The sequence below is a fragment of the Citricoccus sp. I39-566 genome, from assembly GCF_031432995.1.
Classification (GTDB): domain Bacteria; phylum Actinomycetota; class Actinomycetes; order Actinomycetales; family Micrococcaceae; genus Citricoccus; species Citricoccus nitrophenolicus_A.
On sequence record NZ_CP133842.1, the window covers coordinates 1,187,673 to 1,203,414 of the forward strand.

14 protein-coding genes and 1 riboswitch are annotated in these 15,742 nt (G+C 71.1%); of the genes, 11 read left to right on the forward strand and 3 right to left on the reverse strand.

The features are described 5' to 3' along the window. Window positions 1–2 precede the first annotated feature (2 nt). Both RE421_RS05605 and RE421_RS05610 read left to right on the forward strand, forming a co-directional pair. Window positions 3–1,397 (forward strand): FAD-dependent oxidoreductase, encoded by a 1,395-nt coding sequence (locus tag RE421_RS05605; protein WP_309815644.1) that lies wholly within the window; start codon window positions 3–5, stop codon window positions 1,395–1,397. Between the two features lie 3 nt (window positions 1,398–1,400). Next, entirely contained in the window at window positions 1,401–3,176 is a 1,776-nt protein-coding gene (locus tag RE421_RS05610; protein ID WP_309815647.1) for a dihydroxy-acid dehydratase, read from the forward strand. Between the two features lie 4 nt (window positions 3,177–3,180). Here RE421_RS05610 and RE421_RS05615 read toward each other — a convergent pair whose 3' ends face one another. After that, entirely contained in the window at window positions 3,181–4,539 is a 1,359-nt protein-coding gene (locus RE421_RS05615; protein WP_309815650.1) for an MFS transporter, read from the reverse strand. 143 nt (window positions 4,540–4,682) lie between these two features. Here RE421_RS05615 and RE421_RS05620 point away from each other — a divergent pair, with 143 nt between their 5' ends. From RE421_RS05620 to RE421_RS05630, 3 genes are read left to right on the forward strand one after another with little or no spacing between them, the layout of a single operon-like run. Next, window positions 4,683–5,633, forward strand: coding sequence for a DUF6282 family protein (locus RE421_RS05620; protein ID WP_309815653.1), 951 nt, complete (start codon window positions 4,683–4,685; stop codon window positions 5,631–5,633). 40 nt (window positions 5,634–5,673) lie between these two features. Then, window positions 5,674–6,426 carry a PIG-L deacetylase family protein gene (locus RE421_RS05625; protein WP_309815655.1) on the forward strand — a complete coding sequence of 251 codons (753 nt, stop codon included), beginning with the start codon at window positions 5,674–5,676 and terminating at the stop codon, window positions 6,424–6,426. After that, window positions 6,423–7,025 carry a methyltransferase gene (locus tag RE421_RS05630; RefSeq protein WP_309815658.1) on the forward strand — a complete coding sequence of 201 codons (603 nt, stop codon included), beginning with the start codon at window positions 6,423–6,425 and terminating at the stop codon, window positions 7,023–7,025. Before RE421_RS05625 ends, RE421_RS05630 begins: the two co-directional genes overlap by 4 nt. Window positions 7,026–7,119: 94 nt before the next feature. On the opposite strand, the gene RE421_RS05635 is transcribed toward RE421_RS05630, so the two are convergent. Then, entirely contained in the window at window positions 7,120–8,049 is a 930-nt protein-coding gene (locus RE421_RS05635) for a hypothetical protein (RefSeq protein ID WP_309815661.1), read from the reverse strand. A 28-nt stretch (window positions 8,050–8,077) separates the two neighbouring features. After that, complete coding sequence (locus RE421_RS05640) at window positions 8,078–9,100, reverse strand: VOC family protein (RefSeq protein WP_309815664.1); 1,023 nt, start codon at window positions 9,098–9,100, stop codon at window positions 8,078–8,080. A 140-nt stretch (window positions 9,101–9,240) separates the two neighbouring features. Between RE421_RS05640 and RE421_RS05645 the strand changes: the two genes are divergently transcribed. From RE421_RS05645 to RE421_RS05670, 6 genes are all read left to right on the forward strand, one after another. Beyond that, a complete protein-coding gene (locus RE421_RS05645) occupies window positions 9,241–10,236 on the forward strand; it encodes an ABC transporter substrate-binding protein (RefSeq protein ID WP_309815667.1) in 996 nt (331 codons plus the stop codon). Window positions 10,237–10,353: 117 nt separating this feature from the next. Then, window positions 10,354–11,028: a queuosine precursor transporter gene (locus RE421_RS05650; protein ID WP_309815670.1), complete on the forward strand. Its 675-nt coding sequence runs from the start codon at window positions 10,354–10,356 to the stop codon at window positions 11,026–11,028. A gap of 370 nt (window positions 11,029–11,398) precedes the next feature. After that, on the forward strand, window positions 11,399–12,244 hold the full coding sequence (locus RE421_RS05655; protein WP_309815673.1) for a formate/nitrite transporter family protein: 846 nt from the start codon (window positions 11,399–11,401) through the stop codon (window positions 12,242–12,244). Window positions 12,245–12,258: 14 nt separating this feature from the next. Next, window positions 12,259–12,696 carry a cyanase gene (cynS, locus tag RE421_RS05660; protein WP_309815676.1) on the forward strand — a complete coding sequence of 146 codons (438 nt, stop codon included), beginning with the start codon at window positions 12,259–12,261 and terminating at the stop codon, window positions 12,694–12,696. Between the two features lie 164 nt (window positions 12,697–12,860). Then, a riboswitch (SAM riboswitch) is annotated at window positions 12,861–12,975 on the forward strand. 92 nt (window positions 12,976–13,067) lie between these two features. Further along, window positions 13,068–14,429: an acyl-CoA dehydrogenase gene (locus tag RE421_RS05665; RefSeq protein WP_309815680.1), complete on the forward strand. Its 1,362-nt coding sequence runs from the start codon at window positions 13,068–13,070 to the stop codon at window positions 14,427–14,429. Further along, window positions 14,429–15,700 (forward strand): acyl-CoA dehydrogenase family protein, encoded by a 1,272-nt coding sequence (locus RE421_RS05670; protein ID WP_309815683.1) that lies wholly within the window; start codon window positions 14,429–14,431, stop codon window positions 15,698–15,700. The genes RE421_RS05665 and RE421_RS05670 overlap by 1 nt, the downstream gene beginning before the upstream one ends. The last annotated feature ends 42 nt before the right edge of the window (window positions 15,701–15,742 follow it).

Here is a 15,742-nt window from a genome sequence, read left to right on the forward strand (position 1 = left end):
CCATGCAGGAGCACCTCCAGGAGGAACGGCGTGAGACCCCCGTCATCGGGGAGTATGACGTGGTGGTGGTCGGCGGCGGCCCCGCAGGCCTGATGGCGGCCGCCGCGGCAGCCCGCGAGGGCCGCTCCACGGTGCTGGTGGAGCGGTATGGCTTCCTCGGCGGGGCCGGCACCATGGGCGGGCTGAGCACCTTCTGCGGGCTCCACGCCCGGGTCCGCGGCGAGCACCGCCGGGTGGTGCGCGGCTACACGGACGAGCTGCTGGACCGGCTGGAGCGGATGGACGGGCTCAGCGCGCCCCACCTGAGCGTCCAGGACCGGATCCAGGCCCAGGCCTTCGACATCTCGGCCTACAAGGTGGCCGCGGACGAGTTCCTGGCCGGCAGCGGCGCCGACCTGCTCTTCCACGCCACCGCGGTCGGGGCGGTGCGGGACGCCGAGGACCGGATCGAGGCGGTGCTGGTGGAGTCAAAGTCCGGGCGGGCCGCCCTCCGGGGGCGCGTGTTCATCGACGGCTCCGGGGACGCCGACCTGGTCCGCTGGGCCGGTGCCCCCGTGGAGAGGTCCGCCGAGCTGCTCTACCCCTCGCTGATGTTCCGCATCAACGGGGTGGACCCCGAGGCGGCGGGGGAGGCCTGGCGGACCGTCGCCCGGCTGATGGACGAGGCCGAGGAGAGCGGGCGGCGGACCTTCCCCCGCAAGAAGCCCATCGTCCGGCCGCAGCGGAACCCGCTGGAGTGGCGGGCCAACCTGACCCAGCTCTCCAACCCGGACGGCTCCGCCGTGGACGGCACGGACGTCTGGCAGCTCTCCCACGGTGAGCTCCAGGGACGCCGCCAGGTCTGGGACGTCTTCGGGTTCATCCGGGACAGCACCCCGGGGTTCGAGGACGCCTACGTGGTGGACATCGCCCCGCAGATCGGGATCCGGGAGACCTACCGCAGCGTCGGCGCCTACCAGCTCAGCGAGCGGGACATCCTGGACTGCGTGGACTTCGAGGACACCGTCGGGGTCCAGGGGTGGCCGGTGGAGGCCCACGTGGAGGGCACGGTGGAGTTCCGGTTCCCGCCGGCCGGGCTCGACTCGCGGGGCTTCAACCAGCTGCCCTACCGCATGCTCGTCCCGCAGGGGGTGCGGAACCTGCTGACGGTGGGACGCTCCGCGTCCATGACCCAGTGGGGGCAGTCCTCCGCGCGGGTGACCGGACCCTGCTTCGTCATGGGGCAGGCCGCCGGCGTGGCGGCCCACCTCAGCCTGGCAGCCGGTGTCGGCGTCGCCGACGTGCACGTCCCCGACCTGCAGCACCGCCTGGAGGAGACCGGGGCCTATCTGGGCACGGACCTTCCCCCGGACCCGCTGTCGGGCCGGCCCGCAGGCCCCTCCACCGGGGGGCGGTGACCCATGGCCGCCACCGACCGCCGAGAGGCGTGGCCCGAGCTGCGGAGCAACTTCCCCCTCGATTCCATGCGCTCGCTGGCCCGCCGCGCCGAGTGGCGGCCGCTGGGCATCACCGCCGACCAGCTGGACCGTCCCAAGGTCGCCATCGTCAACACCTCGAACGACCTGGCGGCGTGCTTCGCCCACCTGGACGGGATCGTGACGGCGCTCAAGGAGGAACTGCGCGCCCTCGGGATCCTCCCGCTGGAGATCCGCACCTCCGCCCCCTCGGACTTCATCACCAGCGTCGGCCGGGCCGGCCGGTACGTGCTGCCGGCGCGGGACCTCATCACCAACGACATCGAGGTGATGGTGGAGGGCGCCCAGCTGGACGGGATGATCTGCCTGAGCTCCTGTGACAAGACCACCCCGGCCCACCTGATGGCCGCCGGCCGGCTCAACGTGCCCACGGTGGTCATCCCGTGCGGCTACCAGCACTCCGGGCTGGCCGCGGACGGCGGCGCGGACATCGAGGAGGTGTTCCTGCGGGCCTCCTACCACTCGATCCGCGGCGGCGACCAGGCCGAGATGGAGGCGATGGCGGACACCGCCATCCGCGGCCCGGGCGTCTGCGCGGGGCTCGCCACCGCCAACTCCATGCACATGATCGCCGAGGTCCTGGGCCTGGCGGTCTCCGGAGCGGCCCCCGTCCGGGCCAACAGCGAGCGGATGTGGGACTCCGTCCGCCGCTCGGCCGCGGCCCTGGCCCACGCCCTGCGGCACGACGTCCGTCCCCGGGACATCATCACCGCGGACGCCGTCCGGGACGCCGTCACGGTGATGCTCTCCGTGGGCGCCTCCGTGAACACCATCAAGCACCTGCAGGCCATCGCCGTGGAGGCCGGACTGGACGTGGACGTCTGGGAGGCCTTCCGGTCCCGGGGCCGGACGGTCCCGCTGCTGGCCTCCATCCGCCCCAACGGCCCGCACCTCGTGGAGGACCTCGAGGACGCCGGGGGAGCGGCCACCGTCCTGCGGGAGCTGGCCCCGCTGCTCCACCCGGACCGGCCCACCGTCACGGGCCAGAGCCTCGCCGAGCGCCTCGAGGCAGCGGCCCCCGCGGACGGCACCGTCATCCGCGGCCTGGGGAATCCGTACTCCACGCGCCCGTCCATCGTGGTGCTGCGCGGGTCCCTGGCGGAGACCGGCTCGGTGTCCAAGCGGCCCATCCCGGACCCCGGGCCCTACACCTTCACCGGTCCCGCGAGGATCGTCCACTCCCGGGAGGAGGGCATCCAGGCCGTAGCCGAGGGCAGGATCCGGGCCGGCGACGTGGTGGTGCTGCGCGGCGTCGGGCTGGAGGGCGGCCCCGGCATGGGCTTCGTCTCCGGCCTGATCTTCGCCCTCGAGGGGGCGGGGCTGGCCGGCAGGGTCGGCTTCGTCACCGACGGCCAGTACTCGGGACTGGCCAACTCCGGGGTCATGGTCGGGGAGGTCTCACCCGAGGCCGCCACCGGCGGGGCCATCGGGCTGCTGGCGGACGGGGATCCGATCGCCATCGACCTCGAGGCCGGCAGCATCGATGTCCTCGTGGACCCCTCCGTCCTGGCCGCCCGCCCGCCGTTCCGGCAGCCGGAGCGCCCGGCGGACCACCACGAGGCGCACGACGCCGGCCCGGTCGGCTACCTGGACCTGTACCGGAGCGCTGTGCAGCCCCTGGCCTGCGGGGCCGTCCTGTGCCCCCGGCCCGGGGCAGGGCCCGGGGCCTGCCCCGCGGAACCCGGCCGGCCGGCGTCGTGATCCGCTACCGGGAGCTCTCCCAGGAGGCGTCGAAGCGGCCGGTCTTCAGCGGCAGGATGGTCACCAGGGCCAGCGCGCCGAGCGCCAGGATGTACAGGGAGATGGGCCAGGAGGCGCCGAAGCTCGCGTACAGGCTGGTGGCGATGAGCGGGGCGAAGCCGCCGCCGACGATCGAGCCGATCTGGTAGGCCGTGGAGGCGCCCGAGTACCGGATGTTGGCCGGGAAGAGCTCCGCCACGAGGGCCGCCTGCGGGCCGGCCATGAGGGACTGGGCCAGCAGCACCAGGCCGAAGCCCAGCAGGATGAGCACGGGATGGGCCGTGTCCACGAGCCAGAAGAACGGGAAGGCGCCCAGCACCACCAGCGCGGCGCCGGCCACGAACACGGGCTTCTGCCGGAACCGGTCCGCCAGCATCGCCCCCAGCAGCACGGTGGCGAGGTGGATGACGGCCCCGCCGACGATCAGCCACAGCATGGTGGGCTGCGGCAGCCCGAGCGCCTCCGTGCCGTAGGAGAGCATGTACACGGAGTAGATGTAGCCGATGGCCGGCGAGGCCGCGGAGGCCAGCCCCGCCAGCAGGGTGGTCCCGCCGTGGTGGCGCAGCAGCTCGCCGAGCGGGAAGCGGTGCACCTCGTCCTGCTCCTGGGTCTGTTGGAAGACCGGGGAGTCCTCGACCTTGAACCGCAGGTAGAGGGCCACGATGATCAGCAGCGCCGAGAGCAGGAACGGCACGCGCCAGCCCCACGCCTGGAAGGCCTCGGGGGCCAGGGTGGCCGTGACGGTGATGAACACCAGGTTGGAGACGATGATGCCGACCGGCAGGCCCATCTGCGGGAACGCGCCGAACAGGGCGCGGCGCTTGCGGGGCGCGTACTCCACGGCCATCAGCACGGCTCCGCCCCACTCGCCGCCCACGCCGAGGCCCTGGATGAAGCGCAGGACCACCAGCAGGATGGGCGCCCAGACGCCGATCGTCTCGAAGTTCGGCAGCAGGCCGATGCCCACGGTGGCCCCGCCCATCACGAGCATGGTGATCAGCAGCATCTTCTTGCGGCCGATCTGGTCGCCGAAGTGGCCGGCGGCCAGCCCGCCGATGGGGCGGGCGATGAACCCGACCGCGAAGGTGGCGAAGGCCGCGAGCGTGCCGGCGATCGGGTCCTCGCTGGGGAAGAACTGGGGGCCGAAGATCAGGGCGGCGGCGGAGCCGTAGATGAAGAAGTCGTACCACTCGATGGCGGTGCCCACGAAGCTGGCGCCGAGGACCTTGCGCTGCTCCGCGGGGGTGGGGGCCACTGCGGGCCCGTGATGCGGGGCGGCATCGGGGGCGGTGGTGGAGGAGGTGGAAGAGGGGGTCGAGGACAAGGAGCCCAGCCTTTCTCGGGATCTGGTCACGTTGTGCGCTGTTGACGTGAACTGCATCACGACCCTATTCACTATGTCCATAGGGAGTTAGATTGTCAACAATTTTGGTGGCAATCTCGCGGACGATTGTCTACGCTGAGGGGATGACCGAGCACGCCACCCCCTCCGCCCGCGCCCGGGCCCTCGTGCGGGGCGCCTACGACCTCCACGTGCACGTGGCCCCGGACGTGATGACGCGGCGGATCAGCGACCTCGACCTGGCGGTGCGCTTCCGGGACCTGGGCCTGGCCGGCTTCGTCATCAAGTCCCACTACGTCCCGACGGCGGAGCGCGCCGAGCACGTCCGGGCGGTGGTCCCCGAGGTCCAGGCCCTGGGTGCCATCACCCTGAACGCCTCGGTGGGCGGCATGAACCCCGTGGCCGTGGAGATTGCCGGCCGAGGCGGGGCGAAGGTCGTCTGGTTCCCCACGGTGGACTCGGACAACCAGCGCTCCTGCCTCGCCGAGGAGCCGGAGGGTGCCATCCCGCCGATGTGGGCGCGGCTGCAGCAGGACCTGGACGATGCCGGCATGAAGGCCGAGGCGGTGCGGGTGCTCGAGGATGACGGCACGCCCACCCGGCAGACCGCGCAGGTGCTGCAGGTGATGGCGAAGCACTCGATGGTCCTGGCCACGGGCCACCTGCACACGGACGAATCCTCGGCCCTCGTGCCCGCCGCGCGGGCGGCCGGGGTGGAGCGGATCATCGTCACCCACCCCGAGTTCACCTCCCAGCGCATGGGCCTGGACTCCCAGCGCGCGCTCGCCGAGCAGGGGGTCTTCCTGGAGCGGTGCCTGACCACGCCGCTGACCGGCAAGGTCTCCTGGGAGACCTGGCACGCGAACATCCGCGGGGCCGGAGTGGAGCACTCCGTGATCTCCACGGACCTCGGCCAGCCCTTCAACCCACCCGTGGAGGACGGGCTGGCGATCGTCGCCGACCTGATGCTCTCCGCCGGATACCCGGAGTCCGAGATCCGGCTGATGACCGTCCACAACTCCCGGCACCTGGCCGGGGCCGATCCGCTGCCGGACGCCCCGGCGCACCTGCGCTGAGAACCTCTCCCCATCACCCCCGTCCCGAAAGGACCCCCTGATGACCGCACAGCCCGCCGCCGACCGATCCACCGACCGTTCCGCCGGCCGCCTGTTGGTGGTCGGCGCCCACTCCGCCGACTTCGTCTGGCGCGCGGCCGGCGCCGTGGCCGCGTTCGTGCAGGCCGGCGGTGAGGCCAAGGTCGTCGCCCTGACCTACGGTGAGCGCGGCGAGTCCGGCGTGCTGTGGCAGGAGGACGGCCAGACCGAGGAGAACGTCAAGCGCATCCGCCACGGCGAGGCCGAGCGCGCCTCGCAGCACCTCGGCGCCTCCTTCGAGGCCTTCGACCTGGGCGACTACCCGCTGGTCAACGACCACTCGGACATCGAGCGGCTGGCCGAACTGATGCGGGACTTCGCCCCGACGGTGGTGCTGACCCACCCGGACAAGGACCCCTTCAACCCGGACCACCCGGTGGCCTACGAGATGGTGCAGAAGGCCCGGCTGATGACCTCCGGTGCCGGCGTGGAGTCCGGGTTCAAGACCGCCCCGCCGAGCGAGTTCCTCGTCTTCGAGCCGCACCAGCCCGAGCTGTGCGGGTTCTTGCCCTCCGTCTTCGTGGACATCACCGCGGTCTTCGAACAGAAGAAGGCCGCCATGGCCGAGATGAAGGCGCAGGCCTACCTGCAGACCTACTATGCCGAGCGCGCCGAGCACCGCGGCAACCACGCCCGCAAGGTCACCGGCAACAAGGAGATCCGCCAGGCCGAGGCGTTCATGCGCCTGGTGCCCAACGTGGTGGGCACCCTGTGAGCGAGCCGGCTGAACTGACCGAGGCCGAGCTTCTCGAGCGCTTCGCCGCCCTGCCGGTGGCCAACGTGGGAGACGCCATGGAGCGGCTCAACGTGGTCGACTCCGGGATCCAGTCCGTCTGGCCCGCCGCCGGGATCCGGATGGCCGGCCGCGCCGTGCCGGTGACCGTGGCCGGCGGGGACAACCTCGGCATCCACGAGACCATCGACTCCCTGCAGCCCGGCGACGTGCTGGCGGTCAACGGCCAGGGCGCCACCCACCGCGCGCTGATCGGGGAGCTGATCGCCGGCCGGGCCATGGCCCGCGGCTGCGTCGGCTTCGTGCTGGACGCCTGCGTCCGGGACGCCGTGGACCTTCAGCAGATGCGCTTCCCGGTCTTCGCCCGCGGGACCACGCCGGCCGGCCCCTATCGCAACGGGCCGTTCCAGTCCGGGGAGGCGGCCGCCGTCGGGACCGTGGTGGTGCACCCGGGGGACCTGGTGCTCGGCGATGACGACGGCGTCGCGGTGGTCCCGTGGGCTCGCGCGGCCGAGGTGCTGGCCAAGGCCGAGGCCAAGCACGCCGCGGAGACGAAGCAGCGCGCCGAGATCGGTTTCTGAGTACACCCCGACAACCCTGAAACTGAGTCGCACGAATTGGCCCCGTTTGCGGGTGAGCCGAGCCAATTCGTGCGACTCAGGTGTTTAGGAGGGCTCAGGGGAGAGGGTCTGCCGACTCCGTGATGAGCTCGAGCTCATCGGGCGCCGGCCAGGCAGTGAGGGCGTCGATCGCCGCGTCGGTGTCGACCTCGCTGTCCGTGCCGTATATCTCGTCGGCGATCATGATGGACAGCGACTCCAGGCGCCCCTCGTGGATCTGCAGCTCGATCTCGAACACCGCGCCGTCCCGCGTGAACCGGGCCCTGACCGGCCACGTCTGCGTCCGCGGGGCGATCCGCGGGGTGTCCGGGTGGACCACCAGGAAGGCATCCGTGCTGAATCCGGCACCCGAGTCCTGCTGCTCCACCGTCTTCAGCTGGAGCCGCAGGGCCTCGGCACCGGGGACGCCGGGCGCCAGCAGTGCGTCCAGGAGGGCTGCGACGGCGGGCTCGACGGGGCCGTGGTCGCCGTCTTCGGTGTCACCGTCCGCGTCCTGCTCCAGCGCGCGCTGCAGGGCGCGGGCCTCGGCGCGGTCCCAGGCCCAGCCGGCCGCCACCATCGCCACCCCGACGCCGGCCATCCACCAGCGCGGGCGGCTCACCCCGCGCTCGGTGAGCCAGTCCATGATGCGGGCGTCCAGTACCTCGAGCGGCTCGGCCAGGCCGAGGCTGAGGCCGCCCGCGGCCAGGGCGGCCGAGCCGCGCAGTCCGGCGTCCACCGGGACGGCGAGCATCGGCGCGCCGGGTGCGTCGGTGTAGCGCGCGGGCATCCCCACCGTGGTCCCGGCGGGCAGGGTGGCGGCGGTGTACGCACCGGTGAGCGCCGCCGTCGTGATCCGGTAGGCGGCCTGGGCGCCGGGGCCCAAGTGCCGGGGCTCGACGAGCGTCAGCCCGCCGAAGGCGGCGGCCGACGCTGCGGCGAACAGGGGGCTGGTGGCCAGCCGATTCATCGGGGCGCCGGCGACGAAGCCGAAATCTCGGGACATGGTCCGAGCCTATGCGGTCCTGGGTGGATCAGGACTCCAGTCCCTCGTCCTGGTTCGGGGCGCCGTGCGGGTTCGCGGTGGCGTCCGCGTCCTCCACCACGGGGGTGCCGTGGGTGTGGAAGGTCGGGATGGTCTTCATGCCCCAGGCCTGGCCCTTGGCGCGCTCGCCCTGGGACCACGGGATCGGCTTCCAGTCCGGGGCGAGGATGAGGCGGGAGCCCTGGTTGGCCAGCTCGATCCGGTTGCCGCCCGGCTCCCACACGTAGAGGAAGAAGCCCTGCTGGATGGCGTGCTTGTACGGGCCGTACTCGATGAAGATGCCGTTCTCGAGGAAGATGTCGGCGGCCTTGAGGATGTCCTCGCGGGTGTCGGAGGCGAAGGCGAGGTGGTGCAGGCGGCCCGGGGTGCCCGTCCAGTCATCGGAGTAGACCATGTCATAGGACTTCTGGCCGAAGGTGAACCAGTGGCCGCCCACGTCGCCGTCGTCGAGCTGGATGAACTCGGTGGTGTAGCCGCCCATCACGTTCTCCGTGAAGTCGCAGACGCCGGCCATGTCCGCCGTGAGGTAGTTGATGTGGTCCAGGCGGCGGGCGTTGGCGCCGAAGCCGGGGAATCTGGCGGCCTGGTTCTTCAGCGCCGGCCGGTCGGTGTCGTCGGCCTCGTACCACTCGGTGTCGAAGTAGACCTCCATCAGGTGCTGGTCCGGGTTGCGGTAGCGGAAGGTGCGGCCGCGTCCCATCTCCCCGTCCACCCAGCCCTCGCCGAGGCCGGTCGCCTCGATGCGGGCCACCACGCGCTCCAGCGCCTCGGGGCTCTGGGCCCGCCAGGCCACGCGGCCCACGCCCGCGTGGGACTTGGCGGTGAGCTTGATGGAGTAGGGCTCGTAGTCGTCCCAGCAGTGCAGGTAGGCGGACTCCTCGCCGTTCTCGGTGGTGCGGCCGACCTCGCGCATGGCCAGCAGATCCCGGAAGAACGCGAGGGACTCCTCGAACTTCGGGGTGTACAGCTCCACCGTGGAGAGGTGGGCGATGTCGCGGATGCGCTCGGTCATGGGCGTGCTCCTGTCAGACGCAGTGCTGCTCGGATGTTGAACAAGATTGTCAACAAAATCATAGACAGTTCGGGGCGCTATGGCTACGGTCATAGGTATTCATTCGGCGCGTGATCCACCTCACAGGCCCAGGAGTCGCCATGAAGTCCCGTCCCCTCGCCGCCCTGTCCGTTCTGGCCGTGGCCGGACTGGCGCTGACCGCCTGCTCCTCCGGGTCTCCCTCCGTCACGGGGGAGGGGTCGGAAGCGGGCAGCCCAGTCGCGGAGGGAGAGCTGACGCAGGTGACCGTCGGCCTGGTCCCCCTGGCCGCCTCGATCGCCGTGGAGTACGGGATCCAGGAGGGCATCTTCGCCGAGCACGGACTCGACGTGGAGATCGCCCTGGCCAACGCCGGCGCCGCCATGTTGCCGGCCGTGTCCAACGGGCAGATGGACTTCGGGGTCGGCAACCCCCTGTCCGTCCTCACCGCCGTGGACCAGGGCCTGGACATGAAGATCGTGGCCGGTTACTGCAACTCCGCGGACGAGGGGGAGGACACCTCGGGAGTCGTCACGCGGGTGGACGCCGGGATCGAGGACTACGGGGACCTGGCCGGCAGGACCACCTCCATCAACGCCCTGCGGACCTTGGGGGACCTGACCCTCATGGACCTGGCCGAACAGGGCGGCTCCGACCCGGCGGACGTGAGGTTCGCGGAGATGCCGTTCCAGGACATGCCGGCGCAGCTCGAGCAGGGCAACACGGACGCGATCTGGATCCCCGAGCCCTTCCTCACCACGGCGCTGGAGGACCCGGACAACGAACTGCTCGGCTACTCCTTCCGCGACTCCATCGAGGGCATGCCCACCATGGTCACGTTCACCTCCGGCACGTTCGCCGAGGAGAACCCGGAGACGGTGGAACAGTTCCAGGCGGCCATCACCGAGGCGCTCGCCGCCACGGACGAGAACAACGACGAGGCCAAGAAGCTGTTGCCCGAGTTCATGAACCTGCCCGAGGAGGCGGCCATGGCCCTGAAGCTCGACGAGCTCGGGGGCGAGATTCGCGAGGAGCAGCTCCAGGCCATCGGCGAGCTGGCCGTGACGTACGACTTCATCGATGCGAAGCCGGACCTGGACGCCATGATCGTCCGGTAGACGGGACAGCAGGACCGGCGGGTCCCGACGGCCGGGGTGTGGAAGAATGAGGCGTCGTTCGGACGCATCCTGGGGCAGCAGGAGTGCTCCCTTCCCGCGAACCACCGAGGACCTGAAGTGAACACCACCGCCCCTGCCCCTGCCCGCTTCGCCCCCACCGGCACCGGCCTGTATGCGATCTTCACCGCGGTCATGGCCGTGGTGCTGATCCTGTCCAACCTCGGCGCCTCGAAGGGCGTCACCTTCGGGCCGATCGTCACGGACGGCGGGTTCTTCCTCTTCCCGCTGGCCTACATCGTGGGGGACGTGGTCTCCGAGGTCTACGGCTTCAAGGCCTCCCGCCGGGCCATCGTGACCACCTTCGCGCTCTCGGTCTTCGCCGCGGCCTGCTACTGGGTCATCATCGCCCTGCCCGGCGCCGAGTGGTACGACGGCCAGGACGCCCTCGTCCGCACCCTGGCCCCCGTGCCCCTGATCGTGCTGGCCTCCCTGCTCGGCTTCCTCATCGGCCAGCTCGCCAACTCCTGGCTCATGGTCCGGATGAAGCGGCGCTCCGGCGAACGGCTGCTCTTCGGCCGCCTGGCGGTGTCGACGCTGGTGGGCGAGTTCCTGGACACCCTGGTCTTCTGCTCCATCGCCGCCGGCGTCATCGGCATCACGGACCTGCCGACCTTCCTGAACTACGTCGTCGTGGGCTTCCTCTTCAAGTCCGTGGTGGAGATCGTGCTCTCCCCGGTCACCATCTGGGTCATCGGGCGGGTCAAGCGGGCCGAGCCGGCCTACGCTGCCTGACCTGCCGCGCGTCGGCCCGCAAGGGTTCAACCGGGGGCCGCCGCCGGTGACACTGGTGCGCATGGCCCACCCGAGGATGTACGACGACGGCGACCTCCACGTCCAGCGCGTCCGCACCCCACGGCCGGCCGGCGTTCTTCACCCAGAAGGTCTTCGCCTATCGGCTCACCGCACCGAAGACCCTGGTCAGGGAGCTTCCCCGGCGGGACTGAGTGGACGCGCGCCTCACTGTGTCCCGCCGGGACAGTGAGGGAGATTTCGTGGGCCGGTGCGGGGACGGAAACACCGCAGAAACTCGCGCTTTCTAGGTTGGGGGTATGCCCGTTGCCCGGCAACGGTGACCGCCCCCTCGACCCAGGAGTGATGTCCCATGTCCTACGTCAGCCCACCGGACTTCGTGAAGCACATGGTCGACGCCGGTGAGTCCAAGGTCTTCATGTCCACCCGGGACACCCTGATCCGCTCGTTCATGGCCGGTGCCATCCTGGCCCTCGCCGCCGCCTTCGCCATCACCGTCACCGTACAGACCGGCAACGCCCTCGTGGGGGCGTTGCTGTTCCCGGTCGGCTTCATCCTCATCTACCTGCTCGGCTTCGACCTGCTGACCGGCGTCTTCACCCTCGTCCCGCTGGCCTGGATCGACAAGAGGCCCGGAGTGACCATCGGCGGCCTGTTGCGCAACTGGGGCCTGGTCTTCGCCGGCAACTTCGCCGGTGCCTTCCTGGTGGCCGTCATGATGGTGGTGACCATGACCTATGGTTTTCAGACCCCGCCGAACGAGGTGGCCCAGCAGATCGGCTCCATCGGCGAGGGCAGGACGGTCGGCTACGCCGAATACGGCGCGGGTGGCATGCTGACCCTCTTCATCCGTGGCGTGCTCTGCAACTGGATGGTCTCGACCGGTGTGGTCGCGGCCTTCCTGGCCAAGGACGTCGTGGGCAAGGCGCTGATCATGTGGATGCCGGTGATGCTCTTCTTCTACATGGGCTTCGAGCACTCCATCGTCAACATGTTCCTCTTCCCGGCGGGCCTCATGCTGGGCGGTGAGTTCTCCGTCATGGACTACCTCGTCTGGAACGAGATCCCGACCGTGCTCGGCAACCTCGTGGGCGGCCTCTCCTTCGTGGGCCTGACCCTGTACGCCACCCACTACCGCACGGCGGCCAAGCGCCAGCCGAAGCTGCCGCCCCTCGCCGACCACGTCGCGAGCCGCTGACCATGGATCCGATCATGTCCAAGATGCACGCAGCCGCCCTCGTCGACGCCGCCCGCATCCGTGCCGGCCTCACCTGGGCGGACCTCGCCGGCGCCCTCGGCGCCGCCCCGGTGTGGACCACGGCCGCGTTGCTGGGACAGCACCCGATGACCGCGGCCCAGGCCGCCGTCGTGGTCGAGATGCTCGGCCTGGGCGACGACGTGGCCGAAAGCCTGCAGCAGCAGCCGAACCGGGGCAGCGATCCGACCGTGATGAACGATCCCACGATCTACCGGCTGGTGGAGGCCATATCGGTCTACGGACCGGCGCTGAAGGCCCTGATCCACGAGGAGTTCGGGGACGGCATCATGAGCGCCATCAACTTCACGGCAGACGTTGCCCGCCGTGCCGATCCGGACGGCGACCGCGTGGTCATCACCCTGGACGGCAAGTTCCTGGACTACCGCTGGTGACCGGACCGCCCCTCTCGTCACGGGCCGTCACAGGCCGTCATCTGGGGCGGCCTTCGACGGTCGGGGCGGCACGTCGGCGCGGAAACGGGCCCAGATGACGTCAGGCCGCTGAACATGACCCGAGGCTTGGAGGCCACGTGCTGACTGCCTAGGGTCAACAACAGAATCACGAGATCCGGCGCGAAGCCCTGGCTGGCCGGGCGGCAACCCTCTCACCGTAGTGGGGTGCTCCAGGTGATGATTCGGCCTCCGGTGACCACCGCGAGGCAAGTACGGCACCACCGTGAATGCGTGTCCCGGCCGCAGGGCCCCGATGACGCCGTATTCCGGGCCCACGCCATTCCGGTGTGCCATGGATGACGGGGACACCCATGACGGACACCACCCACCTCGACCACCGCGCTGCGCCGACCGGCCTGCCGACCTTTGAGGAGCTGCGGGCGGCCATCGGCACCTCGGGGCCGACGGACGCCCAGCTCACCGCGCACTTCACCCCCGTCTTCGCGGCCGTCGCGGCGGGAGCCGCCCAGCGCGAGCTGGACCACGAGCTGGCCTTCGCGGCCATCGAGTACCTGCGCGGCTCAGGGTTCACCCGGGTGCGCCTGGGCCGGGACTACGGCGGCATCGGGGCGAGCCTGCCCCAGCTGGCGGACCTCCTGGTGGACCTCGCCGCCGCGGACCCCAACCTGCCCCAGGCGCTGCACGGGCACTTCATGTTCACGGAGCAACACGAGAACGAGTCCCAGGGCGCGGTCTCCGAGTGGTGGCTGGCCGAGGTGGCCGCCGGCAGGATCTTCGGCAACGCCCTCGTGGAGTTGCCGCCGTCCGCCGGCCGGCGCCCCGTGCACTGGATCGACGCCGACCCGGACACCGTGCAGTCGGCCGCCGCCACGGGCACCACGGAGGTGGCCCGGCTCAGCGGGGACAAGTTCTACTCCACCGGGGCGATCTTCGCGGACTACCTGCTGGTCTCCGCCGTGCGGCCCGGGCTCGAGGAGGACGGCCCGGTCTTCGCGATCATCGACGCCCGCGATCCCGGCGTGCAGCGCATCGACGACTGGAACGGCTTCGGACAGCGGCTCACCGCCTCCGGCACCACCACGCTGGACCACGTGCCCGTGCAGGCCCAGCGCACCCAGGAGTTCAACGTGCCCACCGGCGTGCTGGCGTACACGGTGCTCTGGATCGTGCTGACGGCCACCCAGGCCGGGATCGGGACCACCGCCCTGGCCGAGATCACCGCGTTCGTGAAGGGCCGGCGTCGGACCTATGACCACGCCACTGCGGAGACGCCGGCCCAGGACCCGCTGGTGCACCAGGTCATCGGCACCGTCTCCGCCAAGGTGTCCGCCGCCCGGCAGATCGTGCGGGGCGCGGCGGCCGTGGTGGAACAGTCCTACGTCCAGGTCCGCGGGCACACCGACTTGGAGGACCCGGTGGTGGTCCAGGCCCACACCCGGGCCAACATCGCCCTGTCCGAGGCCTCGCTCGTGGTCTCCGAGCTGATCCTGGACGCCACCAACCAGATCTTCGAATCCGGCGGGGCCTCGGCCACGGACGCCTCGAGGCAGCTGCACCAGCACTGGCTCAACGCCCGCACCGTGGCCAGCCACACCCCACTGATCTACCGCACCCAGGCCGTGGGCAATTACCGGATCAACGGGGCCGTCCCGCCGTTCCACTCCACCGCCCGCAACTCGGTGTCCGACTCGACCACCACCACAGGAGCATGATGACTGCCACCACCCTGTCCGCCGCGCCCGCGCACACCTCCGAGGCCTTCCGGGCCGCCCGCGAACGCCTCGTGCCGGTCTTCGCCGAGATCGCGGCCAGCGCCGCCCAGCGCGAGGCCGACCGCCACATCGACCGCGGCACCGTCCGAGCCCTGGCCGCCGCCGGGTTCACCTCCCTGCGGGTCCCGGTGGAGTACGGGGGATCCGGGCTCACCTTCGCCGAACAGGCCCCGCTGATCCTCGAGCTGGCCGCGGCGGACTCGAACCTCGTCCAGGCTTTGCGGGCCCACCTGATCAACCAGGAGAACGTCCTGGGTCACCCGGACGAGGCCCTACGGGACCGGTGGCTGCGCCGCCTCGGCGAGGGGGCCGTCGTCGGGAACGCCGTCACGGAGATCAACAACGCCGTGGGCCAGGGGACCACCACCCTGATCCGCGATGCTGCCGGAACGTGGCGGCTGAACGGGACCAAGTACTACTCCACGGGCACCCTCTACGCGGACTGGATCATCGTGGCGGCGGTGGACGCCGAGGGCGAGGAGATCGCCGCCACGGTGTCCGTGGACGCGGAGGGCGTGAGCGTGCTGGACGACTGGGACGGCTTCGGCCAGCAGCTGACCGCCTCCGGCACCACGGTGTTCGAGAACACGCCGGTGGAGGCCGCGGAGGTCTACGCCGGCGGGCTGGACGACGGCACCCGCGTGGCCACCGGCCAGGCCAGCTGGCAGTTCCTGCACCTGGCGGCGCTGACCGGCATCGCCGAGGCGATCGTCCGGGACGGCGCGGACTATGTGCGCGGCCGGCGCCGGTCCTTCAGCCACGGCGCCGCCGAACTGCCGCGCGAGGACGCCCAGGTGCTGCAGGTGGTGGGCGAGCTCTCCGCCGCCGCCTTCGGCGCGCGGGCGGCCTTCGACTCCGTGGTCACCGCGCTCGGCGGGATCCTCGAGCGGGAGGCCGCCGCAGGGGCCGGCGGACAGCTGCCGGAGGAGGACGTGAACGAGCTCTACGTGCGCGTCTACCAGGCCCAGCAGGTCATCGCGAAGACCGTGCTGGCCGCTGCCACCCAGCTGTTCGAGGTGGGCGGGGCCACCGCCCTCAGCCAGACCAAGCGGCTGGACCGGCACTGGCGCAACGCCCGGGTGCTGGCCAACCACAACCCCTTGATCTACCGGGCCCGGCTCCTCGGCGACTGGGAGGTCAACGGCACCGGCCCCGAACGCTCCTACCGCGTCGGCTCCGCCCCCGCCGCCCCGCACCCGGGCACAAGGTGACCCCACCCCCACCGGAGTGACGTGGCCTCGTCACTTCGTGCC

Coding starts and splice junctions, on each gene's coding strand:
- RE421_RS05605 (WP_309815644.1), top strand. CDS start 3: ATGCAGGAGCACCTCCAGGAGGAACGGCGTGAGACCCCCGTCATCGGG.
- RE421_RS05610 (WP_309815647.1), top strand. CDS start 1,401: ATGGCCGCCACCGACCGCCGAGAGGCGTGGCCCGAGCTGCGGAGCAAC.
- RE421_RS05620 (WP_309815653.1), top strand. CDS start 4,683: ATGACCGAGCACGCCACCCCCTCCGCCCGCGCCCGGGCCCTCGTGCGG.
- RE421_RS05625 (WP_309815655.1), top strand. CDS start 5,674: ATGACCGCACAGCCCGCCGCCGACCGATCCACCGACCGTTCCGCCGGC.
- RE421_RS05635 (WP_309815661.1), bottom strand. CDS start 8,049: ATGTCCCGAGATTTCGGCTTCGTCGCCGGCGCCCCGATGAATCGGCTG.
- RE421_RS05640 (WP_309815664.1), bottom strand. CDS start 9,100: ATGACCGAGCGCATCCGCGACATCGCCCACCTCTCCACGGTGGAGCTG.
- RE421_RS05645 (WP_309815667.1), top strand. CDS start 9,241: ATGAAGTCCCGTCCCCTCGCCGCCCTGTCCGTTCTGGCCGTGGCCGGA.
- RE421_RS05655 (WP_309815673.1), top strand. CDS start 11,399: ATGTCCTACGTCAGCCCACCGGACTTCGTGAAGCACATGGTCGACGCC.
- cynS (WP_309815676.1), top strand. CDS start 12,259: ATGTCCAAGATGCACGCAGCCGCCCTCGTCGACGCCGCCCGCATCCGT.
- RE421_RS05665 (WP_309815680.1), top strand. CDS start 13,068: ATGACGGACACCACCCACCTCGACCACCGCGCTGCGCCGACCGGCCTG.
- RE421_RS05670 (WP_309815683.1), top strand. CDS start 14,429: ATGACTGCCACCACCCTGTCCGCCGCGCCCGCGCACACCTCCGAGGCC.